Here is a 26,631-nt window from a genome sequence, read left to right as displayed (position 1 = left end):
GGTTACAGGGTAGTGTAACCGATTACACCAATGTGATTTGTCTCACATATTTTTACGCACTACTCACCTACCCTTAACATCGTTAAAACTGATAACCCAACTGGAGGGCATAATGCCTGACAATAAAAAACAGGGGCGTACGTCCAACAAGGCGATGACATTCTTCGTCTGCTTCCTCGCAGCCCTGGCAGGATTACTCTTTGGCCTGGATATCGGCGTAATTGCCGGTGCGTTACCTTTCATCACTGATGAGTTCCAGATCAGCGCGCATACCCAGGAATGGGTGGTTAGCTCCATGATGTTCGGTGCGGCCGTCGGTGCGGTTGGTAGCGGCTGGCTCTCCTTTAAGCTCGGGCGTAAAAAGAGCCTGATGATCGGCGCGATCCTCTTCGTTGCCGGTTCTCTGTTCTCTGCTGCCGCGCCTAACGTGGAAGTGCTGATTATCTCCCGCGTCCTGTTAGGACTGGCCGTCGGCGTCGCGTCGTATACCGCACCGCTGTATCTTTCCGAAATTGCACCGGAGAAAATTCGCGGCAGTATGATTTCGATGTACCAGTTGATGATCACCATCGGTATTCTGGGTGCATACCTTTCCGATACGGCCTTTAGCTACAGTGGCGCATGGCGCTGGATGCTGGGCGTCATCATCATTCCTGCCATCCTGCTGCTGATTGGCGTTTTCTTCCTGCCGGACAGCCCGCGCTGGTTTGCCGCCAAACGCCGCTTCCACGATGCGGAACGTGTGCTGCTGCGTCTGCGTGATACCAGCGCAGAGGCGAAAAACGAGCTGGAAGAGATCCGTGAAAGCCTGCAGGTTAAGCAGTCCGGCTGGGCACTGTTCAAAGAGAACAGTAACTTCCGTCGTGCGGTGTTCCTGGGCGTGTTGCTGCAGGTGATGCAGCAGTTCACCGGGATGAACGTCATCATGTATTACGCACCTAAAATCTTCGAACTGGCGGGTTACACCAATACCACCGAGCAGATGTGGGGCACCGTTATCGTCGGTCTGACTAACGTGCTGGCAACCTTTATCGCTATCGGTCTGGTTGACCGCTGGGGACGTAAGCCAACGCTGACGCTGGGCTTCCTGGTGATGGCCGTCGGGATGGGCGTACTCGGAACGATGATGCATATGGGTATCCACTCGCCGACCGCACAGTATTTCGCCGTGGCGATGCTGCTGATGTTTATCATCGGGTTTGCAATGAGTGCCGGTCCGCTGATTTGGGTGCTGTGCTCTGAAATCCAGCCGCTGAAAGGGCGTGATTTTGGTATCACCTGCTCTACCGCGACCAACTGGATTGCCAACATGATCGTCGGCGCAACATTCCTGACCATGCTCAACAACCTGGGCAATGCGAACACCTTCTGGGTCTACTCTGGCCTGAACCTGTTCTTTATTGTTCTGACGGTCTGGCTGGTTCCTGAAACCAAACATGTTTCCCTGGAACACATTGAACGTAACCTGATGAAAGGTCGTCCGCTGCGCGAAATCGGCGCACACGACTAATCCTCTGGCGGGAGGTGCCTCTTGCACCTCCCCGCTTCGCGCTTTATGCTCTGCCCCTATGAAAGCTCCCCGTCTCCCCATTGCCATTCAGCAAGCCGTCATGCGCAGCCTGCGGGAAAAACTCGCCCAGGCGAACCTGAAGCTCGGCCGCAATTATCCGGAACCTAAGCTCGTTTATCAGCAGCGTGGAACCGCGGCGGGCACCGCCTGGCTGGAATCGTATGAGATCCGCCTGAACCCGGTGCTGATGATGGAAAACCAGCAGGCGTTTATTGAGGAAGTGGTGCCGCACGAACTGGCGCATCTGCTGGTATGGAAACACTTTGGCCGCGTGGCACCGCACGGGAAAGAGTGGAAGTGGATGATGGAGGCGGTGCTCGGGGTTCCGGCTCGTCGAACCCATCAGTTCGAACTGGAATCGGTGCGTCGCAATACCTTCCCCTACCGCTGCCAGTGCCAGCAGCACCAGTTGACCGTCCGCCGTCATAATCGTGTGGTACGCGGCGAGGCCACTTACCGCTGCGTCAAATGCGGTGAACCACTGGTCGCGGAATGATCTGTTGAACAATCAGGAACTTTCCTGATCTGCCTGATTGCATACAGGAACAACATTCGCTACGTTGCGGGCTCGTTTTGACACGGAGTGTAAGATGTCCCGTAATGTTTCTCTCGCGGTCGCCTTTCTGACGACAGCGCTCTCCGGCCATGCTCTGGCCGACGGTATCAACAGTTTCTCTCAGGCTAAGACCGCAGGCGTTAAGGTAAATGCTGACGTCCCTGGCGATTTCTACTGTGGCTGTAAAATTAACTGGCAAGGTAAAAAAGGGGTCGTTGACCTCGAATCCTGCGGCTATAAGGTGCGTAAAAACGAGAATCGCGCCAGCCGCATCGAATGGGAACATGTGGTTCCCGCATGGCAGTTTGGTCACCAGCGTCAGTGCTGGCAGGATGGCGGACGTAAAAACTGCGCCAAAGATCCGGTCTACCGCCAGATGGAAAGCGATATGCACAACCTGCAGCCCGCGGTAGGCGAAGTGAATGGCGATCGTGGCAATTTTATGTACAGCCAGTGGAACGGTGGCGAGGGGCAGTACGGACAGTGCGCCATGAAGGTGGATTTTAAAGAGAAAGTCGCCGAGCCGCCTGCCCGTGCGCGCGGCAGCATTGCCCGCACCTACTTCTATATGCGTGACCGTTACAACCTCAACCTTTCACGTCAGCAAACGCAGTTGTTCAACGCCTGGGACAAGCTGTACCCGGTAACGGAGTGGGAGTGCCAGCGCGACGCGCGCATCGCCAAAGTCCAGGGGAATCATAACCCTTACGTCCAGCGGGCTTGCCAGGCGCAAAAGAGCTAACCTACACTAGCGGCAATTCGCTTACATTGCATGACACACGGAATTTCTGACTATGCGCATCCCTCGCATCTATCACCCTGAACTGATTACCCCAGGTGGTGAAATCGCCCTGTCTGACGACGCCGCTAACCACGTTGGCCGCGTGCTGCGCATGGGCGCAGGCCAGGCAATCCAGCTCTTTGACGGTTCTAATCAGGTTTTCGACGCGGAAATCACGCGGGCCGATAAAAAAAGCGTGCATGTGAATGTATTGCGCGGTGAAGTGGACGACCGTGAATCGCCGCTGCACATTCATCTGGGACAGGTAATGTCGCGCGGAGAAAAGATGGAGTTCACCATTCAGAAATCCATTGAACTGGGTGTAAGCCTCATTACGCCACTTTTTTCTGAGCGCTGCGGCGTTAAACTGGATGCGGAACGTCTGAACAAAAAGATCCAGCAGTGGCAGAAAATCGCCATTGCGGCGTGTGAACAGAGCGGCCGCAACCGTATTCCGGAGATCCGCCCAGCGATGGATCTGGAAGAGTGGTGTGCCGAGGAGGAGAGCGGGCTGAAGCTCAATCTCCATCCACGCGCCAGCGCCAGCATCAACACGCTGCCGCTGCCCGTCGAACGTGTACGGCTGTTGATTGGTCCTGAAGGCGGCCTTTCGGCGGACGAAATTGCGATGACGGCACGTTACCAGTTTACTGATATTCTGTTGGGACCTCGCGTTCTGCGCACTGAGACAACGGCACTCACAGCCATTACCGCGCTACAGGTACGGTTTGGCGATCTGGGTTGACCCATTAACGGAGAAGAACATGATCAAGCTCGGCATCGTGATGGACCCCATCGCAAATATTAACATCAAGAAAGATTCCAGCTTCGCCATGCTGCTGGAAGCGCAGCGTCGGGGCTATGAACTCCACTATATGGAGATGAACGACCTTTACCTGATCAACGGTGAAGCCCGCGCACGCACCCGCATTGTTAACGTCGAGCAGAACTACGATAAATGGTACGAATTCGGCACCGAGCAGGACATTACGCTTGCCGACCTCGATGTGATCCTGATGCGTAAAGATCCGCCGTTCGACACCGAATACATCTACTGCACCTATATTCTTGAACGCGCAGAAGAGAAAGGAACGTTGATCGTCAATAAACCGCAGAGCCTGCGCGACTGTAACGAAAAGCTCTACACCGCGTGGTTTTCTGACCTGACGCCGGAAACGCTGGTGACCCGCAGCAAGGCACAGTTGAAAGCGTTCTGGCAAAAGCACAGCGATATCATCTTAAAACCGCTGGACGGCATGGGCGGCGCGTCCATCTTTCGTGTCAAAGAAGGCGATCCAAACATTGGCGTGATTGCGGAGACACTGACCGAGCACGGCAGCCGTTACTGCATGGCGCAGAATTACATTCCTGCCATCGTCGACGGTGACAAGCGTGTTCTGGTGGTTGATGGTGAACCGGTCCCTTACTGCCTGGCACGTATCCCGCAGGGCGGCGAAACCCGCGGCAACCTGGCAGCCGGTGGTCGTGGCGAACCGCGCCCGCTTACCGAAAGCGACTGGGAAATTGCCCGCCGCGTTGGTCCAACGCTCAAAGCCAAAGGTCTGATCTTCGTTGGTCTGGATATCATCGGCGATCGCCTGACCGAAGTGAACGTCACCAGCCCGACCTGCATTCGTGAGATTGAAGCGGAATTCCCGGTTTCGATCACCGGGATGCTGATGGACGCTATCGAAAAACGTTTACAGAAATAACCTGTGACAGCGCCTGCGTTTGTCCCCATACTGGGCGCTGTCGCTTTTTAAACCAGGAAACAGAACCTCTGACAATGAATTTACAGCATCACTTTCTTATTGCCATGCCTGCTCTCCAGGACCCAATTTTCCGCCGCGCCGTGGTTTATATTTGTGAATACAATGAAGACGGTGCGATGGGGATTATCATCAACAAGCCGCTGGAAAACCTGCAGGTTGAAGGGATTCTGGACAAACTGAAAATCACGGCTGAGGAGCGTCTGCCTGAAATCCGCCTTGATAAGCCAGTGATGCTGGGTGGGCCTCTTGCAGAAGATCGTGGTTTTATTCTGCATACGCCGCCGATCTTTTCTTCCAGCATACGTATCTCTGATAACACCGTGATCACGACCTCGCGCGACGTGCTTGAAACGCTGGGCACCGCCAGTCAGCCTTCCGAGGTACTGGTTGCGCTGGGCTACGCCTCCTGGGAGAAGGGCCAGCTTGAACAGGAAATTCTGGATAACGCCTGGCTGACCGCCCCCGCGGATATGAACATCCTGTTTAAAACGCCGATCGCCGATCGCTGGCGTGACGCCGCAAAACTGATTGGCATCGATATTCTGACCATGCCGGGCGTAGCGGGGCATGCATAATGAGCGGAACGCTGCTTGCCTTTGATTTTGGCACCCGAAGCATTGGCGTCGCGGTCGGTCAACGCATCACCGGTACGGCGCGCCCGTTAACGGCCCTGAAAGCCAACGACGGTACGCCAGACTGGAATCTTATTGAGCGTCTGCTCAAAGAGTGGCAGCCGGACGACGTGATTGTCGGGCTTCCTCTGAACATGGACGGCACCGAACAACCGCTTACCGCCAGAGCACGGAAGTTCGCCAACAAAATCCACGGACGCTTTGGCGTATCAGTGAAGCTGCACGACGAGCGACTCAGCACCGTTGAAGCACGTGCTGGTCTGTTTGAGCACGGTGGATTCAGGGCTCTCAATAAAGGCAGCGTCGACTCTGCCTCTGCCGTCATCATTCTCGAAAGCTATTTCGAACAGGGTTTCTGAGTCGCCGGGGCTACAGCCGCCCCTGCGCCCTTCTTTCCGCCAGGCTCTGGTCGAAATTCTGCATCCCTGCCTGCTGACCGGTTTGTATGATGCCGGGCAATTGCCACGTTTTTCCTTCGCGGATGAGATTTGCCGCCGCCGATGTGTTCACCAGCAACTCATAAAGCGCAACGCGCCCACCCTGAATATCCTGACGCAGTTTTTGCGCCAGTACCGCACGCAGGCTTCCTGCCAGCTGGTTACGCACCGGATCTTTCTCCTGCGCCGGGAAGGTATCCACCAGCCGTTCGATAGCCTGCGGAGCGCCGCGTGTATGCAGCGTCGCCAGCACCAGATGGCCAGTTTCCGCCGCCGTGAGCGCCAGGCGGATGGTTTCGCTGTCGCGCAGTTCGCCCAGTAAAATGACGTCCGGATCTTCACGTAGCGCACTGCGTAGCGCCTCGGCAAATGACGGAGCGTGCTGACCTATCTCCCGTTGCTGAATCAGGCAACGTTCACTCTGGTACATAAATTCCACCGGATCTTCGAGCGTCAGAATATGCCCGTCAGTATGATGGTTGAGAAAATCGACCATCGCCGCGAGCGTGGTGGATTTACCGCTTCCGGTCGCCCCTGTGACCAGAATCAGTCCGCTGTCATTGGATAGCAGCTCCGGGATCGCCCGCGGCACACCCAGCCTGGAGAGTTGCGGGCAGGAAAGCGGCAACAGCCGAAGCACGACTGAAATCCCCTTCATGTGGTTAAACGCACTACCGCGCAGGCGCTGATTGCCTGCGAGCGTGACGGCAAAATCTACCTGCCCGTTTGCCCACCACGCCCCCTGCTGCTCATCGCTGAGCCACATTTTTAATAGCGCTTCCACGTCAGGCGAGGGAAACGGCGCAGGCTCAAGACGCCCTAATCTGCGCCAGCGCGGGGGGGAATCACTGCACAGGTGTAGATCGGAGACGTTATGCTTTACACTAAGGGCCACAATTTCTTCCATATCCATACATTACTCCTCGGAAAATGAACGACATTGCGCATAACCTGGCACAGGTCCGGGACAAAATCTCAGCCGCTGCAACACGTTGCGGCCGTGCTTCAGAAGAAGTTACGTTACTTGCAGTCAGTAAAACGAAGCCTGCGAGCGCTATCGCAGAAGCGATTGATGCGGGCCACCGGGCGTTTGGTGAAAACTATGTGCAGGAAGGCGTGGATAAAATTCGTTTCTTCCAGGAACAGGGGAAGACAGATCTCCAGTGGCACTTTATTGGCCCGCTGCAGTCGAACAAAAGCCGTCTGGTGGCGGAGCATTTCGACTGGTGCCATACCATTGACCGTCTGCGCATTGCAACGCGTCTGAGCGAGCAGCGTCCGGCAGAGATGCCTGCACTTAACGTGCTGATTCAAATCAATATCAGTGATGAAAACAGCAAGTCCGGCATTGCCCTGAGCGAGCTGGATGCGCTGGCCGCAGAGGTGGCCGCCCTGCCGTGCTTAACCCTGCGCGGGCTGATGGCAATCCCGGCACCTGAGTCAAGTTATGAAAGGCAGTTTGCCGTGGCACAGCAAATGGCTGTAGCATTTGAAGCGCTCAAGGCGCGCTATGACACGGTAGACACGCTTTCTCTGGGCATGTCGGATGATATGGAAGCCGCCATCGCGGCAGGCAGCACTATGGTTCGCATCGGCACGGCAATTTTTGGTGCGCGCGATTACACAAAAAAATAAGGAAACCTGAGGAACGCCATGAAGACGTTGACTTTCCTGCTTTCAACGGTCATTGAGCTGTATACGATGGCGCTTTTGCTGCGCGTCTGGATGCAGTGGGCCCGTGTTGATTTTTACAATCCGTTCTCGCAGTTTGTCGTGAAAATCACGCAACCTGTTGTCGGGCCTTTACGCCGCATTATTCCGGCGATGGGTCCGATTGACAGTTCATCTCTGCTGATGGCGTTTATTCTGAGCGTTATCAAAGCGATCGTGCTGTTTATGGTCATCACCTTCCAGCCGATTATCTGGATTGCTGCCGTCCTGATTCTGGTCAAAACCGTCGGGCTGCTGATCTTCTGGGTACTGCTGGTGATGGCAATCATGAGCTGGGTAAGCCAGGGGCGTAGTCCGGTGGAATATGCCCTGATCCAGCTGGCAGAGCCGCTGCTGCGTCCAATTCGTAATCTGCTACCTTCAATGGGCGGCATCGATTTTTCGCCAATGATCCTTGTCCTGCTGCTGTATGTGGTCAATATGGGGATCGCTGAGCTGTTACAGTCAACTGGCAACATGCTGCTGCCGGGGCTGTGGATGGCGCTATGAGTGCAGTAAGCACCTGCGCTGACGGGCTGGTTTTACGGCTGTATATTCAGCCGAAAGCCAGTCGCGACAGTATTGTTGGGCTGCATGGCGACGAGTTAAAAGTCGCCATTACTGCCCCGCCCGTGGACGGCCAGGCGAACGCGCACCTGACCAAATATCTGGCTAAACAGTTTCGCGTCGCTAAAAGCCAGGTCATCATTGAAAAAGGTGAACTTGGGCGGCATAAACAGGTAAAAATCCTCAATCCGCAATCTATCCCGACGGAAGTCGCGGCTCTGACAGAACAGGACTAAACCATGCAGAAAGTTGTTCTCGCTACCGGCAATGCCGGTAAAGTGCGCGAGCTGGCCTCGCTTTTAAATGATTTTGGGCTGGATGTGGTGGCGCAGACCGAGCTTGGCGTGGAGTCCGCCGACGAGACGGGCCTGACGTTTATCGAAAACGCGATCCTGAAAGCGCGCCATGCCGCGCAGGTTACCGGCCTGCCCGCGATTGCCGACGACTCCGGGCTGGCCGTTGATTTTCTCGGCGGTGCGCCGGGGATTTACTCTGCACGCTATTCCGGCGTGGACGCGACCGACCAGCAGAATCTGGAAAAGCTACTTGTTGCCCTGAAAGACGTACCGGACGAACAGCGCACCGCGCAGTTCCACTGTGTGCTGGTTTATATGCGTCATGCGGAAGACCCGACACCGATCGTCTGCCACGGCAGCTGGCCAGGCGTGATTACCCGTGAAGCGGCTGGCAACGGCGGCTTCGGCTACGACCCGATCTTCTTTGTCCCGACCGAGGGCAAAACCGCTGCGGAACTGACCCGCGAAGAAAAAAGCGCGATTTCCCACCGTGGACGCGCACTGAAATTGTTACTGGAAGCATTACGTAATGGCTAATTTGCCACCTCTGAGTCTTTATATTCACATCCCGTGGTGCGTGCAGAAATGCCCGTACTGCGATTTCAACTCGCACGCGCTGAAGGGCGAAGTGCCGCATGATGACTACGTTGCGCATCTGCTGGCCGACCTGGACGCTGATGTACCTTACGCACAAGGACGTGAAGTTAAGACCATTTTCATTGGTGGCGGTACGCCGAGCCTGCTTTCTGGCCCGGCGATGCAAACGCTGCTGGATGGCGTGCGTGCGCGCCTGAAGCTGGCTGCGGATGCTGAAATTACGATGGAAGCCAACCCCGGCACCGTTGAGGCCGACCGGTTTGTCGAGTACCAGCGTGCGGGCGTAAACCGCATTTCCATCGGCGTGCAGAGCTTTAGCGAGCCGAAGCTGAAACGTCTGGGGCGCATTCACGGCCCGGAAGAGGCGAAGCGTGCGGCAAATCTGGCGACGGGGCTTGGCCTGCGCAGTTTCAACCTTGATTTGATGCACGGCCTGCCGGATCAGTCGCTGGAGGAGGCGCTGGATGATTTACGCCAGGCGATTGAACTGAATCCGCCGCATCTGTCGTGGTATCAGCTAACCATTGAGCCGAACACGCTGTTTGGCTCTCGCCCGCCGGTGCTGCCGGATGACGATGCGCTGTGGGATATCTTCGAGCAGGGCCACCAGTTGTTAACCGCTGCGGGCTATCAGCAGTACGAAACGTCCGCCTACGCGAAGCCGGGTTATCAGTGTCAGCACAACCTGAACTACTGGCGCTTTGGTGATTATCTGGGCATTGGCTGCGGCGCGCATGGCAAAGTGACTTTCCCGGACGGGCGCATTCTGCGTACCGCCAAAACGCGTCATCCGCGTGGGTATATGGAAGGCCGCTACCTGGAGCGTCAGCACGATGTCGAAGCGGTAGATAAGCCGTTTGAATTCTTTATGAACCGCTTCCGCCTTCTGGAAGCCGCGCCACGTAAGGAGTTTACGCTCTATACCGGTTTGCCGGAGTCAGTGATTCGTCCACAGATTGACGAAGCGCTGGCGCAAGGGTATCTCACGGAATGTGAGGAATACTGGCAGATCACCGAGCACGGCAAACTGTTCCTAAACTCCCTTCTTGAGCTGTTCCTCGCTGAAGATTCCTGAAGGCTGATTCAGGATTTTGCATCCCGTTCTGCTGGCTGAGGAAAAGGCTGGCAGAATGTGGAGATGGAAATTATTCGTTCATACGCAAAGCAGCTCAGATGCGAGCTAACGCAGGAAGAAAGGCGGTTATGGTATGTACTGCGCAGCCGCCGTTTCGAAAATTATAAATTTCGTCGCCAACATCCGGTAGGTCACTACATTCTGGATTTTGCCTGCTGCGCGGCTCGTCTGGCTATAGAACTGGATGGCGGACAACATGAGGAAAATCATGAATATGATCGCCAAAGGACGGTGTGGTTAAACCAAAAGGGCTGGTACGTTATTCGATTCTGGAACAATGAACTAAGGAATAACGAAGAGGCGGTCTTAGAAAAGATCCTTGAAACGCTGCAAATGCTGCAACCCTCACCCCGGCCCTCTCCCTGAAAGGGAGAGGGAGCAAACCATCCCCTCGCCCCTTTGGGGAGAGGGTTAGGGTGAGGGGAAATTACTTCAACGTCCCCACCAGCGCCTTCCGGCTATCTTCTAATGACACCACGCGTTTACACACGTCTTTCCCGAACTGCTGGAAATCCTCTTCCTGGTTCTTCCATTCGTTCTGAATTGAAGTCTGCAAACCGCCCAGGCTGCCCAGCACGCCCTGCAGTGGGTTACCGCCGCCTTTCAGCACGGCTTTTGCCCCCATCTCGTTGATGCTGTCCTGCAGGATGCCGCCCATCGCCTGGTTCACCAGCTGCTGGCCATCGGCACGCACCTGATCAATCGCCTTATAGTGGAACGTCAGGCCGTCGGTGCGATGCTCAATAATGCGGTTCATCTGCTCTTTCAGCTGTTTGTCCAGCTTCGTCAGACGCGTGCGCATGTTGCTGCTTTCACCCACCTCTTTGGTGATGATCTTATCCAGCGCCACGCGGCTTTTCTCCACGCGGGTCAGCGCGCCTTCGTCAATCCACGGCAGTGCGGTGCGCAGCTCGGCCTGATAATCTTTCGCCTGCTCACGCTGCGCGGCGGTGAGGTTTTGCGGTTTGCCGTTAAAGGTCACGTTGCCATCCGGCGTAATCACCAGATCGCCATTCTCACCTTTGACCTGCACGGTTTGCGGGCTTAACACCACGTCATCACGCGGGGTGACGCTACATTTATACTCCGCATGGGCGGTGAATCCGGTTGCCATTAGTGCAACAGCCAGCAACGTTTTGCGCATCATAAACACTCCCTCAGACAAAATGGGCCAGCTAATGCTGGCCCCGTACTGCTTAATTAGTCCCACCAAACGTCGAAAAGTTCGCTGATGCGCACATCTTCGAATTTGCGGTCTTCAAGCCATTTGCGCACGGCGGCCTGATGTTCTTCGGTGCATTTACCCACTTCCTGGGTGCAGATCAGACCTTCCCACGCCAGATAGCCGCTACCGTCAAAGGCCAGCTTGTTTGGCTCGATCACCTCGTTAATGAACGCATCAACGTCCTGATCGATCTGTTCCACACTGGTGCCTTCAGGGAAACGCCAGGCAACGGAGAAACCCACTTCCTGGAATTCTTCGATGTGCATCTTTTTACGCAGACGACGGCTACGATTCTTTGCCATTATTTCACCCTCTCGAACATTAAGTCCCATACGCCGTGACCAAGTCGATGGCCACGCTGTTCAAATTTTGTCACCGGACGTGAATCCGGACGCGGTACATAGTCGTTGCTCGCTGACTGGTTTTTATAGCCATCCAGAGACGACATTACTTCCAGCATATGTTCCGCATAAGGTTCCCAGTCGGTCGCCATGTGGAAAACGCCGCCCAGTTTTAACTTGCTTTTCAGCAGCTCTGCAAACGGTGCCTGAACGATACGGCGTTTATTATGACGTGCTTTGTGCCACGGGTCAGGGAAAAAGAGCTGAACCATGTTCAAAGAATTGTCAGGAATCATTTTATGCAGCACTTCTACCGCGTCGTGACACATCACGCGCAGGTTTTCCACGCCCTCTTCATGGGCCGTTGCCAGACACGCGCCGACGCCAGGCGAATGCACCTCAATGCCGAGGAAGTTCTGCTCCGGGCGCGCTTTTGCCATGGTCACCAGCGACGTGCCCATACCGAAGCCAATCTCCAGCGTGACAGGCGCGTCGCGGCCAAACAGCTCAGTAAAGTCGAGTGGCTGCTCGCTGAACTCAACGCCCATCACCGGCCAGTAGTTGTCCAGCGCGTGTTGCTGCCCTTTAGTCAGGCGGCCCTGACGGCGGACAAAGCTGCGAATCCGGCGCAGCGGGCGACCGTTTTCATCAAATTCCGGTGAAATGACGTCGTTTTTCATAAAAGAGTTGTCTGCTTGTGAGAGTGTTCGGGAAACGGGCATTATCCAAAGTTAAGGCTTCTATGCAAGCATGGGAAAGATCCGGTTTACAGCAGATTAACGCTGTGCTGCAATCTGCCTCCCTGATTATGCGAATCGATGACCATGCAAGCCTCTCAATTTTCAGCCCAGGTGCTGGACTGGTACGACAAATACGGGCGCAAAACCCTGCCCTGGCAAATTGAAAAAACGCCGTACAAAGTATGGCTCTCCGAGGTGATGTTGCAACAAACGCAGGTCGCCACGGTCATTCCTTACTTTGAGCGTTTTATGGCGCGCTTCCCGACGGTGACCGATCTGGCCAACGCGCCGCTGGACGAGGTCCTGCACCTGTGGACGGGTCTGGGCTACTACGCCCGTGCGCGTAATCTGCACAAAGCGGCGCAACAGGTGGCAACGCGCCATAACGGTCAATTTCCGGAAACGTTCGACGAGGTGGCGGATCTCCCCGGCGTCGGGCGCTCCACTGCAGGCGCAATTCTCTCTCTATCTTTAGGCAAGCACTTTCCCATCCTCGATGGCAACGTGAAACGCGTGCTCGCACGCTGTTATGCCGTTGACGGCTGGCCGGGTAAGAAAGACGTGGAGAAACACCTGTGGGAGATCAGTGAAGTGGTTACGCCGGCGAAAGGCGTCGAGCGTTTTAACCAGGCGATGATGGATCTCGGCGCGATGGTCTGCACACGCTCTAAACCGAAGTGCGAACTCTGCCCGGTGAACAACCTGTGCGTCGCCTGTGCCAACCATTCATGGTCACAATATCCCGGTAAAAAACCGAAGCAGACGCTGCCGGAGCGCACCGGCTATATGCTGCTGATGCAGCACGGTGATGAGGTCTTTCTGGCGCAGCGTCCACCGAGCGGCCTGTGGGGTGGTCTATACTGCTTCCCACAGTTTGAAAGTGAAGACTTGCTGCGGGAATGGCTTAAACAGCGCGGGATTGCGGCTGATAACCTCACGCAACAGACAGCGTTCCGTCATACCTTCAGCCATTTCCATCTCGATATTGTGCCCATGTGGCTTCCCGTGTCCTCATTCACCTCATGCATGGATGAAGGCACCGGTCTCTGGTATAACTTAGCGCAACCGCCATCAGTCGGGCTGGCGGCTCCCGTGGAGCGCCTGTTACAGCAATTACGTGTTGGTGCAATGGTTTAGCACCGGCAGATAAAAGAGGAATGAGTATGGCCAGAACCATTTTTTGTACTTTCCTGCAGCGTGACGCTGAAGGCCAGGACTTCCAGCTCTACCCAGGTGACCTGGGTAAGCGCATCTATAACGAGATCTCCAAAGAAGCCTGGGCGCAGTGGCAGCATAAGCAAACCATGCTGATTAACGAGAAAAAACTCAGCATGATGAACCCGGAACATCGCAAACTGCTGGAACAGGAGATGATTAACTTCCTGTTCGAAGGCAAAGACGTGCACATCGAAGGCTATACGCCACCGGAAAAATAATATCGCGCTGCTGATGCCCGGCGGCGCTTCGCTTGCACGGGCCTACGGTTTTGTAGGCCTGGTAAGCGCAGCGCCATCCGGCGAAAGCAACGACTAAGCAAACACAACACGCACTCCCGGAATGATGAAAAAATTTTTAGCGCTAGCGCTTGTTGCGCCGTTGCTTGTGTCTTGTTCTTCAAATAAAGGCGATGATTACAACGAAGCCTGGGTTAAGGACACCAACGGTTTTGACATTCTGATGGGGCAGTTTGCCCACAACATCGAGAACATTTGGGGATTTAACGAAGTTCTTATTGCCGGACCGAAGGACTACGTTAAGTACACCGACGCTTATCAGACCCGTAGCCACATCAACTTTGATGACGGTACGATCACCATTGAAACCATTGCAGGCACTGAGCCTGCGGCACGTTTACGTCAGGCGATTATCAAAACATTGCTGATGGGTGACGATCCTGGTTCTATCGATCTCTACTCCGATGCCGATGACATCACCATCTCCAAAGAGCCGTTCCTCTACGGGCAGGTGGTCGATCAGACCGGCCAGCCGATCCGCTGGGAAGGCCGCGCGTCTAACTTTGCCGACTACCTGCTGAAAACGCGGCTGAAAAGCCGTTCCAACGGCCTGAAGATTATCTACAGCGTCACCATCAACCTGGTGCCGAACCACCTCGACAAACGTGCGCATAAGTACCTGGGCATGGTGCGTCAGGCCTCGCGTAAATATGGCGTGGATGAGTCGCTGATCCTGGCGATTATGCAGACCGAATCATCGTTTAACCCCTACGCGGTGAGCCGTTCCGACGCGCTGGGGCTGATGCAGGTTGTGCAGCACAGCGCCGGTAAAGACGTCTTCCGCGCGCAGGGTAAATCCGGCACGCCGAGCCGCAGCTATCTGTTTGATCCGCAGAGCAATATTGATACCGGCACCGCCTATCTGGCGATGCTGAACAATGTCTATCTGGGCGGAATTGATAACCCGACGTCACGTCGCTATGCGGTAATCACCGCGTATAACGGTGGCGCGGGCAGCGTGCTGCGCGTCTTCTCGAATGACAAAGTGCAGGCCGCGAACATCATTAACAGCATGGCACCGGGAGATGTCTACTCAACGCTCACCACCCGCCACCCGTCGGCGGAATCCCGGCGCTACCTCTACAAGGTAAATACGGCGCAGAAGAACTATCGTCGTCGATGATCGGCTCATACTCTCCCACAGGGAGAGTATGTTCTGCTTCCCCTCTCCCTATGGGAGAGGGTCAGGGTAAGGGCATCAGGCCGCACCCATCCCCATCCATACGAAAACGTTATTTGCATCACAATCCAGACTGCAAATTAATGTGGATTGCATTTTTTTGCGGGAGGTAACAAAACATAACGTCGCCTGCTGATAGAATTGCATCAAATAACAACCCTGAATGTTCCTATAACAACATATCTTCCGCTCACTTGTGAGGAAAGTAACATGAACCTTAAGCTGCAGCTTAAAATATTGTCGTTTCTGCAGTTCTGCCTGTGGGGTAGCTGGCTGACTACACTCGGCTCCTATATGTTTGTGACGCTCAAGTTCGATGGCGCGTCAATCGGTGCCGTCTACAGCTCGCTCGGTATTGCGGCTGTCTTCATGCCAACGCTGCTCGGTATCGTGGCGGATAAGTGGTTAAGTGCGAAATGGCTGTATATGCTTTGCCACCTCGTGGGTGCGGGGACGCTGTTTATGGCGGCCGAAGTGACCACGCCGGGGGCGATGTTCATGGTGATCCTGCTGAACTCGCTGGCCTATATGCCGACGCTTGGCCTGATCAACACCATCTCCTACTACCGCCTGAAATCGGCCGGTATGGATATCGTTACCGATTTCCCACCCATCCGTATCTGGGGCACCATCGGTTTTATCATGGCGATGTGGGGCGTGAGCTTCGCGGGCTTCGAACTGAGCCATATGCAGCTCTATATCGGTGCTGCGCTCTCCGTGGTGCTGGCGGTATTTACCCTGACGCTGCCAACCATCCCGGTTTCTAACCAGCAGAAAAACCAAAGCTGGAGCACCATGCTCGGCCTGGACGCATTCGCGCTGTTCAAAAACAAACGCATGGCGATCTTCTTTATCTTCTCCATGCTGCTGGGTGCGGAACTGCAGATCACCAACATGTTCGGCAACACCTTCCTGCACAGCTTCGATAACAACCCGCTGTTCTCCGGCAGCTTTATCGTTGAACACGCGTCGGTGATGATGTCCATCTCTCAAATCTCTGAGACGCTGTTCATCCTGACCATCCCGTTCTTCCTGAGCCGCTACGGCATCAAGAACGTTATGCTGATCAGTATCGCCGCGTGGATGTTGCGCTTCGGTCTGTTCGCCTACGGCGACCCAAGCCCGTTCGGCACCGTGCTGCTGGTTCTGTCGATGATTGTTTACGGCTGCGCCTTCGACTTCTTCAACATCTCCGGTTCGGTGTTTGTGGAAAAAGAGGTGAAGCCTGAAATCCGCGCCAGTGCGCAAGGCATGTTCCTGATGATGACCAACGGCTTCGGCTGTATTCTGGGCGGCGTGGTGAGCGGTAAAGTGGTTGAGATGTATACCACCAACGGCATCACCGACTGGCAGCCGGTGTGGCTTATCTTCGCGGGGTACTCGCTGGTGCTGTTCTTCGCGTTTATCGCGCTGTTCAAGTACAAGCACGTGCGCGAACCGCACGGTGCGCAGCCGATCGCGCATTAATCTGTGCGATGTGTGCCCGGTGGCGGCTTCGCCTTACCGGGCCTACAAAAACACCGTTCACAGGCCGGGTAAGCGTTAGCGCCACCCGGCTATTTTATTGCAGTCAGCACCCACCCCACCGACAGCAAATCCGCGCTGCCGCCCGGACTCAGGTTTCGTTCAATCAATGCGTTATCCATCTTAAGCAACGCCTCGCGATCCCAGCCATGCGCCAGCAGTTCCCGCGCATAACTCTGGACATAGCGCAGCCCTTCAGTGCCGCCGCGCGAAACGAGATTACTGTCCTGATTGATCGCCATCAGGCACAACAGCAGCCTGTGAAGCGATCGTCCTTTCCACATATCCAGCGCCTTACGCACCGTGGCAAAACCGCTCTCTGCCTCGCCGCGCGCGCCGGTTAAACCATATTGCTGATACTGCCTCTCGCCCGCCGTCGCCTGTCCGCTGCGTGCTACCAACTCACGCGAAACCAGACCGTTGCAGATGTTACTTACCTCACAACAGAGGCTGTCTGCGGATACATTTTTCACACGCCCGGCAGCGAAGCAAAGCAGACCGAGGGCGAAAATCCCGCCTTTGTGCGTATTCACGCCGTTTGTCGCAACGTACATCGCCTGCTCGCAGGCCATCCCCATCGGGCGGATAATACGTAACTGCTCAGACGCCGGTTTATCCGCATGGGCCTTGCCCAGCTCAGCAAAGCGCGCAAACCACGGCGTAATCGCCGTAATACTGCGAACAAACAGCGCGTGGTCCATATCGCGATGGGAACCGTTGTTGAGCTTGTCCACCAGCCCCGGTTTCGGCGTCAGTTCCAGCTCCTGCCACAGCGCCTCTGCGGCAAGCGCGGGCACACTGAGCGTGCACGGTTTAGTCGCGAGCAAACCAGTCATCGATCATCTTCTCCACGCGAGCCACGACCTCATCAACAGGGTGGTTACGCGAACGGGAACAGGCATGCGCAGGCTCGTCGCAAATCAGGCACCGACGCAAGTGCGCACCTAAAGACTGACGCCCGACGTGACCGTTTTCAGGGCAAATCACATCCAGATCCCACAGCCTGCCGAGCGGATGCGTCTGCTCCAGCTCTGCGCAGTGCGCTTTAATTTCCGCGGCCGGATGAGCCACGCACCACAGCGCTTCTGGCCCAGTCGGGAGCCACAGCACCTGGCGGTCCAGCACCAGCCAGCGGTTCTCCCACAGCAACTGGTCGCACATCTGCAGCGCCACGCCCATGGTGTTGCGATAGCGCAGGCTGTCTTTAATCTCCCCCGGTGTGACCAGGGTGAGGGAAATCACCGGTTGTTGATAGTGCGTAAGCCAGTCAGTCTGGCGTGCTGCGCGGCGCTCTTTCGCCGCCAGCAGTTCATCCAGGCTGACACCCGCCCGCACGGGTGTCGCTATGTTCATATTTACTCCTTTACCTGCCGGACGGTGTCAATCACGCTGCCATCGCGATAGCGGATCACACCCACGATTTTGTCAGTAAATTCAATCGGTTTTGGCATACCCGTGAGTGAGACAGCCCGCTCATACAGCGCGTTGATATCCACAACGTTAAGGCCAGCCGCCAGCAGACGCTCGCGGATCTCCGGGCGCATCGGGTTAACCGCAATCCCGTGATCGGTGACCAGCACGTCGATGCTCTCCCCCGGCGTGAGGCGCGTAGTAACGCGCTTCACCACCGTCGGAATACGGCTACGCAGCAATGGCGCGACTACAATGGTCAGGTTGGCTGCAGCGGCCACGTCGCAGTGCCCGCCGGACGCGCCGCGCATCACGCCATCGGAGCCGGTGATGACGTTGACGTTGAAATCAACGTCGATTTCCAGAGCGCTGAGGATCACCACGTCGAGCTGGTCGCAGCTTGCCGCCTTGCTGCCGGGGTTGGCGTAGACGTTGGTGGAGATCTCCACGTGGTTCGGGTTACGCGCCAGCGAGGCCGCCGCCTGACCGTCAAAGCACTGGGTGTCGAGCAGTTTTTCAATCAGCCCTTTCTCGTGCAGATCCACCAGGCTGCCGGTGATGCCGCCAAGCGCAAAGCGCGCCTTCACGCCGCTGCGCTCCATTTTCTCTTCCATAAAGCGCGTGCAGGCTGTGGCCGCCGCGCCGGAGCCGGTCTGCATCGAGAAGCCCGGTTTGAAGTAGCCGGAGTGCTCAATCACGTCTGCCGCATAGCGGGCGATCATCAGCTCGCGCGGGTTGCTGGTGACGCGCGCCGCGCCGACGCTGATTTTCGCCGGGTCACCCACGCTCTCCACCTGCACAATGAAGTCCACCTGATCCTGCACCAGGCTGGCGGGCATGTTGGGAAACGGCACCAGTTCTTCAGTCAGCAGCACCACCTTACGGGCAAAATGCGCATCCACCATCGCGTAGCCCAGTGAACCACAGCTTGATTTGCCGTGCGTACCGTTGGCGTTGCCAAACTCATCGCTGCACGGCACGCCAAGAAACGCTACGTCAATATTCAGCTCACCGTCCTGCAGCAGCTTCACGCGCCCGCCGTGGGAGTGAATTTGCACCGGCTCATCCATCAGCCCGTGAGAAATGGCATCCGCCAGCTTGCCGCGCATGCCAGAGGTGTAAATTCGGGTGATGACGCCGCTCTCGATATGCTCGATCAGCGCGTCGTTGCAGGTCATTAGCGAGCTGGAGGCCAGCGTCAGGTTTTTGAAGCCCATCCGCGCCAGCAGCGCCACAACGGTGTTGATCACCCGGTCGCCTTCACGAAACGCATGATGAAACGAAATGGTCATCCCGTCCTGCAGGCCGCTGCGCACCACGGCCTCTTCGACAGAAGCACAGAGTTTGCGGCTGTGCTTCGCCTCGCTGTCCGCCAGCCACGGCGTCGCGCTGTGGGCGGTATCAAAGGGTTTTAAGTCCCGCAGATGGGGGAAATTCACGTGAAGAAGTTCTGTCTGATTCATTCTGTCATCCTTACCGACGCACGCCGGAGGCTGCCGCGCGCTCCAGCACGACCTGCGCGTGGTTAATAATCGGGGCGTCGACCATTTTGCCGTTGAGCGATACCACGCCCAGGCCGTTACGTTCGCCCTCTTCTGCGGCTTCGATCACCCGCTTCGCGTGCTCGACCTCCTGCAGGGTTGGCGCATAGGCGTTATGCAGCAGGTCAATCTGGCGCGGGTTAATCAGCGATTTACCGTTAAAGCCCATCTTGCGGATCAACTCGACCTCGCGCAGGAACCCGGCCTCGTCGTTAACGTCTGACCACACCACGTCGAAGGCATCGATGCCAGCGGCGCGGGCGGCGTGCAGCACAGCACAGCGGGCGTAGAACAGTTCGGTACCGTCGCCGCGCTCGGTCTGCATGTCCATCACGTAGTCAAAGGCGGCCAGCGCGATGCCGATTAAGCGCGGAGAGCTGCGGGCAATCGCCACGGCGTTGATCACGCCCACTGCCGATTCAATCGCGGCCATGACGCGGGTTGATCCCACGTCGCGCCCGCATTCGCGCTCAATGCGCGCCAGGTGACCTTCCAGCTCGTCGATATCATCCGGCGTGTCGGTTTTCGGCAGGCGGATCACGTCCACCCCCGCCCGCACGGCGGCTTCCAGATCCAGCAGGCCAAACGGCGTGCTGAGCGGGTTAATGCGCACCACGGTTTCGATATCCTGATACATCGGATGCTGCAGCGCGTGGAACACCAGCATCCGCGCGGTGTCTTTCTCGCGCAGGGCGACGGCGTCTTCAAGATCGAACATGATGGAGTCAGGACGGTAGATAAACGCGGTTGAGAGCATGGCGGCGTTAGCCCCCGGCAGGAACAGCATACTGCGGCGGAGTTTGCTCATTTCAGCGCCCCCCAGTTGATAGCCTGTTCATCGGCGGCACGCATTAGCGCGCTTTGCAGGCGGGCGCGGATCACACAGTCCAGCGCCCCTTTGTCTTCAATAATGATTAAACCCTGGTGCACGTTCATCGTGCGCAATGTCTCGTCAACGACATGGCGGATCTGCTCGCCAAACTGCTTAATCACTTCACTGTGGATGACAATCTCCAGCTCGCCGTCGGCGGGGGCGATTTTCACCATCAGGTCGCTGGACTCCTGCGTACCGGCCAGCGCCTCCCTAACAATTTTCATGATAATTTCCTGATAGTTATGCGACTTCCGCGCTGTAGTGCGCTTCGAGATGCGCGAAAGTGGATTCCGGGACAATCTCCCGAATGCGGGAAAACTGCTGTGTCCTGAGTAAACGGCGCACTTCCGAGGCCGAAATGGCGTTGCCGGTGGCCTTGATGCGCGGCATCTCCACCACATCAATATGCGAGGCCAAAAGGTCGTGCAGCGTCTGGTTGTACTGGCGGGTGATATCGCAGAACGGCTCCGAGCCGATAAAGCGATGGGTGATCCCCAGCGCCGGGGCGATGAAGTCACGGAAGATCAGCACGTCGATTTCACTCCATGCCTGCTGCACTTTGCCTGTCTCCTTCAGGAAGTAGGCCGGAAAAGTGGCGCGGGAGATGATGTACTGCGAGCCTTCATGCACTGACACATTCGTCAGATGCGCCACGCCCAAACGCACCATCTCCAGACGCGCGCTGAACGGGAAGAACGAGGCATCTTCACGCACCACAAACAGGTGCAGGGCATCGCACTGCCGCGCCGCCTGCTCCACCAGATGTCGGTGGCCGAGGGTGAACGGATTGGCGTTCATTACAATCGCGCCGATTTTCTCCCCATACTTACGCTTCGCGGCAAGCGAGCGGCAGTAACGCGCGATCCCCTGCGGCGTGTTCTCCATCAGCACCGCGTTGTTCCCGCTCTGGGCAATCGGCCAGAAACCGCTGCGGCCAAAGCGCTCCTTGTTGCACGGGCGAGTGCAGAGGAAGAGGTGAAAATGGCCGCGCTCCAGCGCGGCATTCTCTACCTCTGCCAGCAACCGCGCGCTGAGATTCTCGCCGCGCAGCTGCTCGTTGACCGCCACGCATTTGATGACGTTGGTAGCAAGCCCGGCGCAACCCACCAGTTGCGAGCCGGACCAGGCTTCGACAAACAGCTCGATGTCGTTGTCGAGGCCCAGGCCGCTGTCTGCCAGCAGGTAACGGATCTGGCTCAGGCGTTCCGGATGTTTCGCCACAAGCGTGTGGCGAAAATCGATAGTGGGTTGACTGTTCATGCCGCGTTTCTCAGTGTGCTGCCGCAAGCCCGGTGGCTGGCGCTTCCATGATCACATTACTCAGATGACCGATATGCTCGATCTCCACCTCAATGCGGTCACCCTCTTTCATAAACAGCGGCGGATTACGTTTTTTACCCACGCCACCAGGGGAGCCGGTAATGATCACATCGCCTGGGCTGAGCCGGGTGAAGGTGCTGATGTACTCGATCAGTTCCGCAACCTTGTGGATCATGCTGCTGGTGTTGTCCTCCTGCACCATGCGCCCGTTCAGCCAGGTACGGATTGCTAACTGATGCGGGTCCGGGATCTCGTCCGCCGTTGCCATCCACGGGCCAAACGCGCCTGTCTGACGCCAGTTTTTCCCGGCGGTAAACCACGTGTGCTGCCAGTCACGGGCGGAGCCGTCCATATAGCAGCTGTAACCTGCCACATGGCGCAGCGCGTCGTCGCGGCTGATGTTCTCGCCACCTTTACCGATGATCACCGCCAGCTCGCCTTCGTAATCGAATTCGCTGGAATGGCGTGGTTTCAGTACCGGTTCATTGTGGCCGGTCTGCGAATCCGGGAAGCGGACAAACAGCGTCGGAGCCGGGTTGTGCTGGTCAAACTCCTTGCGCTTGTCGGCATAGTTCATGCCCACGCAAAGGATTTTCTCCGGCTGCTCAATCACCGGTAAAAAGGTGATGGCGCTCATCGGCACATCCACCGCATCGTTGAGATAACGGGTGGCCTGCGCCAGCCCGTTGCCCTGCAACAGCGCTTTGAGGTCGCTGTAGCGGTCACCCAGACGGCGACCTAAATCAATCACACCTTCGGCCTGGACGATGCCGTAGCTGCGTTTTCCCTGATATAAAAAACTTGCGAGTTTCATTGTTGTTTCCTGAAGACTTAAACGAGGAAGTTGCCCAGTATCAGCAGTGAGACGGAGACGTTAATCGCGCCGCCAATACGGGTAGCAATCTGGGCGAAGGGCATCAGGCTCATGCGGTTGCCTGCGGTCAGGATCGCCACGTCGCCGGTTCCGCCCTGCCCGCTCTGGCAGCAGGAGACGATGGCGACATCAATCGGGTGCATACCAATTTTTTTGCCGACGAAGAAACCGGTTGCCACCAGCGCGGAGACGGTGCTGACGATAACCAGCAGGTTGCTGACGGTGAACGCCGCCACCAGTTCGTGCCACGGGGTGATCGCCACGCCGACGGCAAAGAGGATGGGATAGGTCACGGAAGTCTGGAAGAATTTGTAAACCACCTGAGAGCCTTCCAGCAGACGCGGAGACGCACCGTTGCAGAGCTTCACCAGCACGGCCATAAACAGCATGCCAACCGGCGCAGGCAGACCAATCAGCTTGTGACCGAGCATCCCCAGCATGTAGAGCAGCACCGCCAGCAGCGCGCCGGAGGCAATAGTGGTGACGTCGGCTTTACCGGAGAACGCAGGCTGAGAGACGGTGGTATCGGCATTCGCGCGGTTTGGCATCAGCTGGCCTTCACCGGTCAGGTGCGGGTAGCGTTTACCGAGCTGGTTCAGGCAGCCGGAGATGATGATCGCCGTCAGACCGCCGAGCATCACCATTGGCAGCACGCGGCCGAGCGCCACGCCCTGATCCATGTGCAACAGCGTGGCGTAACCGATAGAGAGCGGGATCGCCCCTTCACCCACGCCGCCTGCCATGATTGGCAGAATGATAAAGAAGAAAATCTGGAACGGCTCAAGACCGAGCGCCAGACCAACGCCCATCCCGACAATCATGCCGACAATTTCACCGCACAGCATCGGGAAGAAGATGCGCAGGAAGCCCTGAATCAGCACCGTGCGGTTCATGCTCATGATGCTGCCGACAATGATGCAGCAAATGTAGAGATAGAGAATGTTGGTGGATTTGTAAAACTTCGTCGTGGATTCCACCACCACGTCCGGCAGCAGGCCATAATAGACCAGCGCGGAAGGGATGAAGGTGGCGCAAATCGCCGCCGCGCCGAGCTTGCCGACAATCGGCAGGCGTTTGCCAAACTCACCGCAGGCAAAGCCGAAGAAGGCCAGCGTCGCCACCATCACCACGATGTCGCTCGGCAGTTTTCCGCCCAGACAATCAATGGCGATCAGCGCGCCCGCCAGGACAAACAGCGGCAGAGGAATAATCCCGATTTTCCAGGTATCCATAATATGCCACCAGCGCTCTTTAAGCGAAGGCCGCTGAATATCAATCGGGTCGTGGGTAACAGAGAATGAATCGTCAGTTGTGCTCATAATAAGCCCCTTAGTTATTTTGTGGGTTCAGCTTAGAGTCACAAAGGCTTACTTTATGTGAGGAAAGGCATATTAAAAGCGAAGTTTTAATGGCAGCTATGGTTTTAATGGTTTCTTTTATTTAATGTGATTTACGCCTTATTTATTGGCGTGGTTTTTATGGTTTCTTTTCTTAATTGAACATACAAATAACATTTATTAATTTCGCCTTAAGATGATAAGCCTTTCGGAAAAATCTTTTACAGAGCGGGCTGTGCAAAGGATCACAAGTTTTCGGCAAAGCAGGCGTCCGCGCCGAAAAAGATGATATATTAGCCTGCCTTGTTGATACCCTGCGTGATAGTTATGAAAGTATCATTTCAGATCAAGCTGTTTATTTCACTGGTAGCCTTTTTCTCGGTACTGTTTGCGCTACTGGGTGGATATTATTATGTCGACGTCGGCAGACAGCTTTATCAGGAAATGAGTGCGCGAGCCAAAATACAGGCCGAAGAGATTGCGCTTATTCCATCTCTGCGCAATGAAGTCGCGCAGAAAGATATCAAAGGCATTCACGACTTTATGCAGAAAATAGCGGCCCACAGCGATGCCAGTTTTATTGTAATTGGCGATAATAAAGGGCTTCATCTGTTCCATTCGGTGTTTGCTGACCGGGTAGGCAAAACGCTGGTCGGCGGGGATAACGACGAGGTGTTGCACGGTAAAAGCACCACCACCATTCGCAAGGGCGGTTTAGGCATTTCGCTGCGCAGCAAAGCCCCCATTTTTAACGATGCGGGACAGGTGGTCGGGATTGTCTCGGTGGGCTATCTCACCAGCTATCTTGATACCATCACCGTCAATAAAGTCGTCAATATTCTAATAGCCGCCGTACTGTTGTTAATCGCCCTGTTTGTCTTTTCCTGGTTTTTCACCCGCAGCATTAAAAAACAGATATTCTCTCTTGAGCCACGTGAAATCGGCCTGCTGGTGCGCCAGCAAAAGGCGATGATGGAGTCGATCTATGAAGGCGTGATCGCGATCGACGACGACCTGCGGATAGAGGTGATCAACCAGGCGGCACGTAAGCTGCTGGGCCTGAGCCAGCCTGCACGCGAGCTGCGTGGTCAGCTGATTAGCCAGGTGATCGCCCCCGTTCCGTTCTTCAACACGCAGACCATGCTGGTGAAAGATACCCATGACGAAATCTGCCGCTTTAACGATCTCACGGTGATTGCCAGCCGGGTACGGATCATGCTGGAAAATTCGCTGCAGGGCTGGGTGATCACCTTTCGCGATCGCAATGAGATCGACTCCCTCAGCGCCCAGCTCAGCCAGGTGAAACGGTATGTCGATAACCTGCGCATCATGCGTCATGAGCAGTTGAACCGCATGACCACGCTCTCCGGCCTGCTGCATATGGGTCGCTACGAAGAGGCGATTGGCTACATTCAGGCGCAGTCGGAACACGCGCAGGAGCTGCTGGACTTTGTCTCTGCACGTTTTAGCTCCCCAACGCTGTGCGGCCTGCTGTTAGGTAAAGCTGCGCGCGCACGGGAAAAAGGCGTTGAGCTGATTTTCGACCCGGCCTGCCGGATGGATAAACCGTTCCAGCCCCTGCTCGAATCAGAACTGATCTCGATTATCGGGAACCTGCTGGATAACGCCATTGAAGCGACGCAGCGCGCTCCACTTCCGCATGAGCCGGTCGAAGTGCTGATAAAACTGAACGAACAGGAACTCATCATAGAAGTGGCCGACCAGGGCGTCGGTATCAAACCGGAGATCCGCGAACAGATATTTGAACGCGGCATCACCACCAAAACACGCGGGGATCACGGTATTGGCCTGTATCTGATCGAAAGTTATGTCACACAGGCTGGCGGGGCGATTGAAGTTGCCGATAACACGCCACGCGGTGCCATTTTCTCTCTGTTTATTCCCGCCACGGGAACCGCACGGCGTCCCGCACAGGAAATGGAAGATACTGATTATGCAACATGAACTTATCGACGTACTGATTGTTGAAGACGAGAACGAACTGGCGCAATTGCACGCGGAGCTTATCAGTAAACACCCGCGTCTGAGGCTGGCAGGGATTGCCTCATCGCTTTCAGACGCGCAGGCACAGCTGGAAAGCAAGCGACCACAGCTAATGTTACTGGATAACTACCTGCCGGACGGCAAGGGCATCACGCTTATCAGCAACCCAATGCTGGCTCGCGCCAACTGCTCGGTGATTTTCATTACCGCCGCCAGCGACATGGACACCTGCAGCCAGGCTATTCGTAACGGCGCGTTTGACTACATCCTGAAGCCGGTTTCCTGGAAGCGGCTCAGCCAGTCGCTGGAGCGCTTTGTGCAGTTCGCTGAGCAGCAGCGCGTCTGGAAGATTGTCGACCAGCAGAACGTGGACTCGTTGTATCAGCTACAGGCAAAAAACTACCGCCTGGATAACGGCAGCAAAGGCATTGAGGAGAACACGCTGGCGCGGGTGCAGACGCTGTTTAACGACAAGGCGACGCACTGTTTTTCCGTGGATGAGGTGGTGAGCGAAACGGGGCTGAGCAAAACCACCACCCGGCGCTATCTGGAGCACTGCGTAGAGGTCGGGTTCCTGAGCGTGGAGATGCTGTACGGGAAGATTGGGCATCCGAGAAGGATGTACCGAAGAGCGGAGGCCTAAAAGATTTTTGTAGGCCCGGTAAGCCTGCGCCACCGGGCAAATCGCCGGGTG

Annotated in this window: 31 protein-coding genes; 19 read left to right on the top strand and 12 right to left on the bottom strand. The window is 56.1% G+C overall.

Features of this window, described 5'->3' with window-relative positions; translation table 11 throughout:
* The first annotated feature begins 112 nt into the window (after positions 1-112).
* From galP to ruvX, 7 genes are all read left to right on the top strand, one after another.
* Positions 113-1,510 (top strand): galactose/proton symporter, encoded by a 1,398-nt coding sequence (gene galP / locus ABGB15_RS04080; RefSeq protein ID WP_152082184.1) that lies wholly within the window; start codon positions 113-115, stop codon positions 1,508-1,510.
* Between the two features lie 58 nt (positions 1,511-1,568).
* Positions 1,569-2,066, top strand: a complete 498-nt coding sequence (locus ABGB15_RS04075) for a SprT family zinc-dependent metalloprotease (protein WP_003860035.1) — start codon at positions 1,569-1,571, stop codon at positions 2,064-2,066.
* Positions 2,067-2,160: 94 nt separating this feature from the next.
* Positions 2,161-2,868: a deoxyribonuclease I gene (gene endA, locus ABGB15_RS04070; RefSeq protein ID WP_152082185.1), complete on the top strand. Its 708-nt coding sequence runs from the start codon at positions 2,161-2,163 to the stop codon at positions 2,866-2,868.
* A gap of 52 nt (positions 2,869-2,920) precedes the next feature.
* On the top strand, positions 2,921-3,652 hold the full coding sequence (gene rsmE / locus ABGB15_RS04065; RefSeq protein WP_152082186.1) for a 16S rRNA (uracil(1498)-N(3))-methyltransferase: 732 nt from the start codon (positions 2,921-2,923) through the stop codon (positions 3,650-3,652).
* Positions 3,653-3,671: 19 nt separating this feature from the next.
* Complete coding sequence (gene gshB / locus ABGB15_RS04060) at positions 3,672-4,619, top strand: glutathione synthase (protein WP_152082187.1); 948 nt, start codon at positions 3,672-3,674, stop codon at positions 4,617-4,619.
* 74 nt (positions 4,620-4,693) lie between these two features.
* Positions 4,694-5,254 (top strand): YqgE/AlgH family protein, encoded by a 561-nt coding sequence (locus ABGB15_RS04055; RefSeq protein ID WP_152082188.1) that lies wholly within the window; start codon positions 4,694-4,696, stop codon positions 5,252-5,254.
* The gene (gene ruvX, locus ABGB15_RS04050; RefSeq protein ID WP_152082189.1) at positions 5,254-5,670 is read left to right on the top strand and encodes a Holliday junction resolvase RuvX; all 417 of its coding nucleotides are present in this window, start codon (positions 5,254-5,256) and stop codon (positions 5,668-5,670) included. The genes ABGB15_RS04055 and ruvX overlap by 1 nt, the downstream gene beginning before the upstream one ends.
* 10 nt (positions 5,671-5,680) lie before the next feature.
* Here ruvX and ABGB15_RS04045 read toward each other — a convergent pair whose 3' ends face one another.
* On the bottom strand, positions 5,681-6,661 hold the full coding sequence (locus tag ABGB15_RS04045) for a type IV pilus twitching motility protein PilT (RefSeq protein ID WP_215722532.1): 981 nt from the start codon (positions 6,659-6,661) through the stop codon (positions 5,681-5,683).
* 17 nt (positions 6,662-6,678) lie between these two features.
* Between ABGB15_RS04045 and ABGB15_RS04040 the strand changes: the two genes are divergently transcribed.
* The 6 genes from ABGB15_RS04040 (at position 6,679) to ABGB15_RS04015 (ending at position 10,419) form a co-directional block, all read left to right on the top strand.
* The gene (locus tag ABGB15_RS04040; protein ID WP_215722531.1) at positions 6,679-7,383 is read left to right on the top strand and encodes a YggS family pyridoxal phosphate-dependent enzyme; all 705 of its coding nucleotides are present in this window, start codon (positions 6,679-6,681) and stop codon (positions 7,381-7,383) included.
* Between the two features lie 18 nt (positions 7,384-7,401).
* Complete coding sequence (locus tag ABGB15_RS04035) at positions 7,402-7,968, top strand: YggT family protein (RefSeq protein ID WP_152082192.1); 567 nt, start codon at positions 7,402-7,404, stop codon at positions 7,966-7,968.
* Positions 7,965-8,261, top strand: coding sequence for a DUF167 family protein YggU (yggU, locus tag ABGB15_RS04030; RefSeq protein WP_014885193.1), 297 nt, complete (start codon positions 7,965-7,967; stop codon positions 8,259-8,261). Before ABGB15_RS04035 ends, yggU begins: the two co-directional genes overlap by 4 nt.
* Before the next feature lie 3 nt (positions 8,262-8,264).
* The gene (locus ABGB15_RS04025) at positions 8,265-8,858 is read left to right on the top strand and encodes an XTP/dITP diphosphatase (protein WP_215722530.1); all 594 of its coding nucleotides are present in this window, start codon (positions 8,265-8,267) and stop codon (positions 8,856-8,858) included.
* A complete protein-coding gene (gene hemW, locus ABGB15_RS04020) occupies positions 8,851-9,993 on the top strand; it encodes a radical SAM family heme chaperone HemW (protein ID WP_152082195.1) in 1,143 nt (380 codons plus the stop codon). The genes ABGB15_RS04025 and hemW overlap by 8 nt, the downstream gene beginning before the upstream one ends.
* Positions 9,994-10,056: 63 nt before the next feature.
* Entirely contained in the window at positions 10,057-10,419 is a 363-nt protein-coding gene (locus tag ABGB15_RS04015) for an endonuclease domain-containing protein (RefSeq protein WP_152082196.1), read from the top strand.
* Between the two features lie 61 nt (positions 10,420-10,480).
* Here ABGB15_RS04015 and ABGB15_RS04010 read toward each other — a convergent pair whose 3' ends face one another.
* Genes ABGB15_RS04010 through trmB form a run of 3 tightly spaced genes read right to left on the bottom strand, consistent with a single transcriptional unit; the run spans position 10,481 to position 12,299 of the window.
* Positions 10,481-11,200: a DUF2884 domain-containing protein gene (locus ABGB15_RS04010; protein WP_152082197.1), complete on the bottom strand. Its 720-nt coding sequence runs from the start codon at positions 11,198-11,200 to the stop codon at positions 10,481-10,483.
* A gap of 53 nt (positions 11,201-11,253) precedes the next feature.
* Positions 11,254-11,580 (bottom strand): YggL family protein, encoded by a 327-nt coding sequence (locus tag ABGB15_RS04005; protein WP_152082198.1) that lies wholly within the window; start codon positions 11,578-11,580, stop codon positions 11,254-11,256.
* Positions 11,580-12,299, bottom strand: a complete 720-nt coding sequence (gene trmB / locus ABGB15_RS04000) for a tRNA (guanosine(46)-N7)-methyltransferase TrmB (RefSeq protein ID WP_112009851.1) — start codon at positions 12,297-12,299, stop codon at positions 11,580-11,582. Before trmB ends, ABGB15_RS04005 begins: the two co-directional genes overlap by 1 nt.
* A gap of 144 nt (positions 12,300-12,443) precedes the next feature.
* Here trmB and mutY point away from each other — a divergent pair, with 144 nt between their 5' ends.
* The 4 genes from mutY (at position 12,444) to ABGB15_RS03980 (ending at position 16,520) form a co-directional block, all read left to right on the top strand.
* Positions 12,444-13,496 carry an A/G-specific adenine glycosylase gene (gene mutY / locus ABGB15_RS03995; protein ID WP_215722529.1) on the top strand — a complete coding sequence of 351 codons (1,053 nt, stop codon included), beginning with the start codon at positions 12,444-12,446 and terminating at the stop codon, positions 13,494-13,496.
* A 26-nt stretch (positions 13,497-13,522) separates the two neighbouring features.
* Positions 13,523-13,795, top strand: a complete 273-nt coding sequence (locus ABGB15_RS03990) for an oxidative damage protection protein (protein WP_152082200.1) — start codon at positions 13,523-13,525, stop codon at positions 13,793-13,795.
* A gap of 124 nt (positions 13,796-13,919) precedes the next feature.
* Positions 13,920-14,996: a membrane-bound lytic murein transglycosylase MltC gene (mltC, locus tag ABGB15_RS03985; protein WP_152082201.1), complete on the top strand. Its 1,077-nt coding sequence runs from the start codon at positions 13,920-13,922 to the stop codon at positions 14,994-14,996.
* Positions 14,997-15,263: 267 nt separating this feature from the next.
* Positions 15,264-16,520, top strand: a complete 1,257-nt coding sequence (locus tag ABGB15_RS03980; RefSeq protein WP_152082202.1) for a nucleoside permease — start codon at positions 15,264-15,266, stop codon at positions 16,518-16,520.
* An 89-nt stretch (positions 16,521-16,609) separates the two neighbouring features.
* On the opposite strand, the gene citG is transcribed toward ABGB15_RS03980, so the two are convergent.
* The 8 genes from citG to ABGB15_RS03940 are packed head-to-tail and all read right to left on the bottom strand — an operon-like array spanning position 16,610 to position 23,915.
* Positions 16,610-17,413 (bottom strand): triphosphoribosyl-dephospho-CoA synthase CitG, encoded by an 804-nt coding sequence (citG, locus tag ABGB15_RS03975; RefSeq protein WP_215722528.1) that lies wholly within the window; start codon positions 17,411-17,413, stop codon positions 16,610-16,612.
* Positions 17,391-17,930, bottom strand: coding sequence for a citrate lyase holo-[acyl-carrier protein] synthase (citX, locus tag ABGB15_RS03970; RefSeq protein WP_276851924.1), 540 nt, complete (start codon positions 17,928-17,930; stop codon positions 17,391-17,393). The genes citG and citX overlap by 23 nt, the downstream gene beginning before the upstream one ends.
* A 2-nt stretch (positions 17,931-17,932) precedes the next feature.
* On the bottom strand, positions 17,933-19,450 hold the full coding sequence (gene citF / locus ABGB15_RS03965; RefSeq protein ID WP_215722526.1) for a citrate lyase subunit alpha: 1,518 nt from the start codon (positions 19,448-19,450) through the stop codon (positions 17,933-17,935).
* A 10-nt stretch (positions 19,451-19,460) separates the two neighbouring features.
* The gene (citE, locus tag ABGB15_RS03960) at positions 19,461-20,336 is read right to left on the bottom strand and encodes a citrate (pro-3S)-lyase subunit beta (protein ID WP_152082206.1); all 876 of its coding nucleotides are present in this window, start codon (positions 20,334-20,336) and stop codon (positions 19,461-19,463) included.
* On the bottom strand, positions 20,333-20,626 hold the full coding sequence (citD, locus tag ABGB15_RS03955) for a citrate lyase acyl carrier protein (protein WP_152082207.1): 294 nt from the start codon (positions 20,624-20,626) through the stop codon (positions 20,333-20,335). Before citD ends, citE begins: the two co-directional genes overlap by 4 nt.
* 16 nt (positions 20,627-20,642) lie before the next feature.
* Positions 20,643-21,662: a [citrate (pro-3S)-lyase] ligase gene (gene citC, locus ABGB15_RS03950; protein ID WP_215722525.1), complete on the bottom strand. Its 1,020-nt coding sequence runs from the start codon at positions 21,660-21,662 to the stop codon at positions 20,643-20,645.
* Positions 21,663-21,672: 10 nt separating this feature from the next.
* The gene (locus ABGB15_RS03945) at positions 21,673-22,536 is read right to left on the bottom strand and encodes a fumarylacetoacetate hydrolase family protein (protein WP_152082209.1); all 864 of its coding nucleotides are present in this window, start codon (positions 22,534-22,536) and stop codon (positions 21,673-21,675) included.
* Positions 22,537-22,553: 17 nt separating this feature from the next.
* Positions 22,554-23,915 (bottom strand): 2-hydroxycarboxylate transporter family protein, encoded by a 1,362-nt coding sequence (locus ABGB15_RS03940; RefSeq protein WP_152082210.1) that lies wholly within the window; start codon positions 23,913-23,915, stop codon positions 22,554-22,556.
* A gap of 345 nt (positions 23,916-24,260) precedes the next feature.
* Between ABGB15_RS03940 and ABGB15_RS03935 the strand changes: the two genes are divergently transcribed.
* Positions 24,261-25,898, top strand: coding sequence for a sensor histidine kinase (locus ABGB15_RS03935; RefSeq protein ID WP_152082211.1), 1,638 nt, complete (start codon positions 24,261-24,263; stop codon positions 25,896-25,898).
* Positions 25,888-26,580 carry a response regulator gene (locus ABGB15_RS03930; RefSeq protein WP_215722524.1) on the top strand — a complete coding sequence of 231 codons (693 nt, stop codon included), beginning with the start codon at positions 25,888-25,890 and terminating at the stop codon, positions 26,578-26,580. Before ABGB15_RS03935 ends, ABGB15_RS03930 begins: the two co-directional genes overlap by 11 nt.
* Positions 26,581-26,631 lie beyond the last annotated feature (51 nt).

The organism is Enterobacter sp. MALB-1 (genome assembly GCF_041021625.1).
Lineage (GTDB): Bacteria > Pseudomonadota > Gammaproteobacteria > Enterobacterales > Enterobacteriaceae > Enterobacter > Enterobacter oligotrophicus.
The sequence above is the reverse complement of the archived record's forward strand: the minus strand, read 5'-3'. Positions and strand labels throughout refer to the sequence as shown.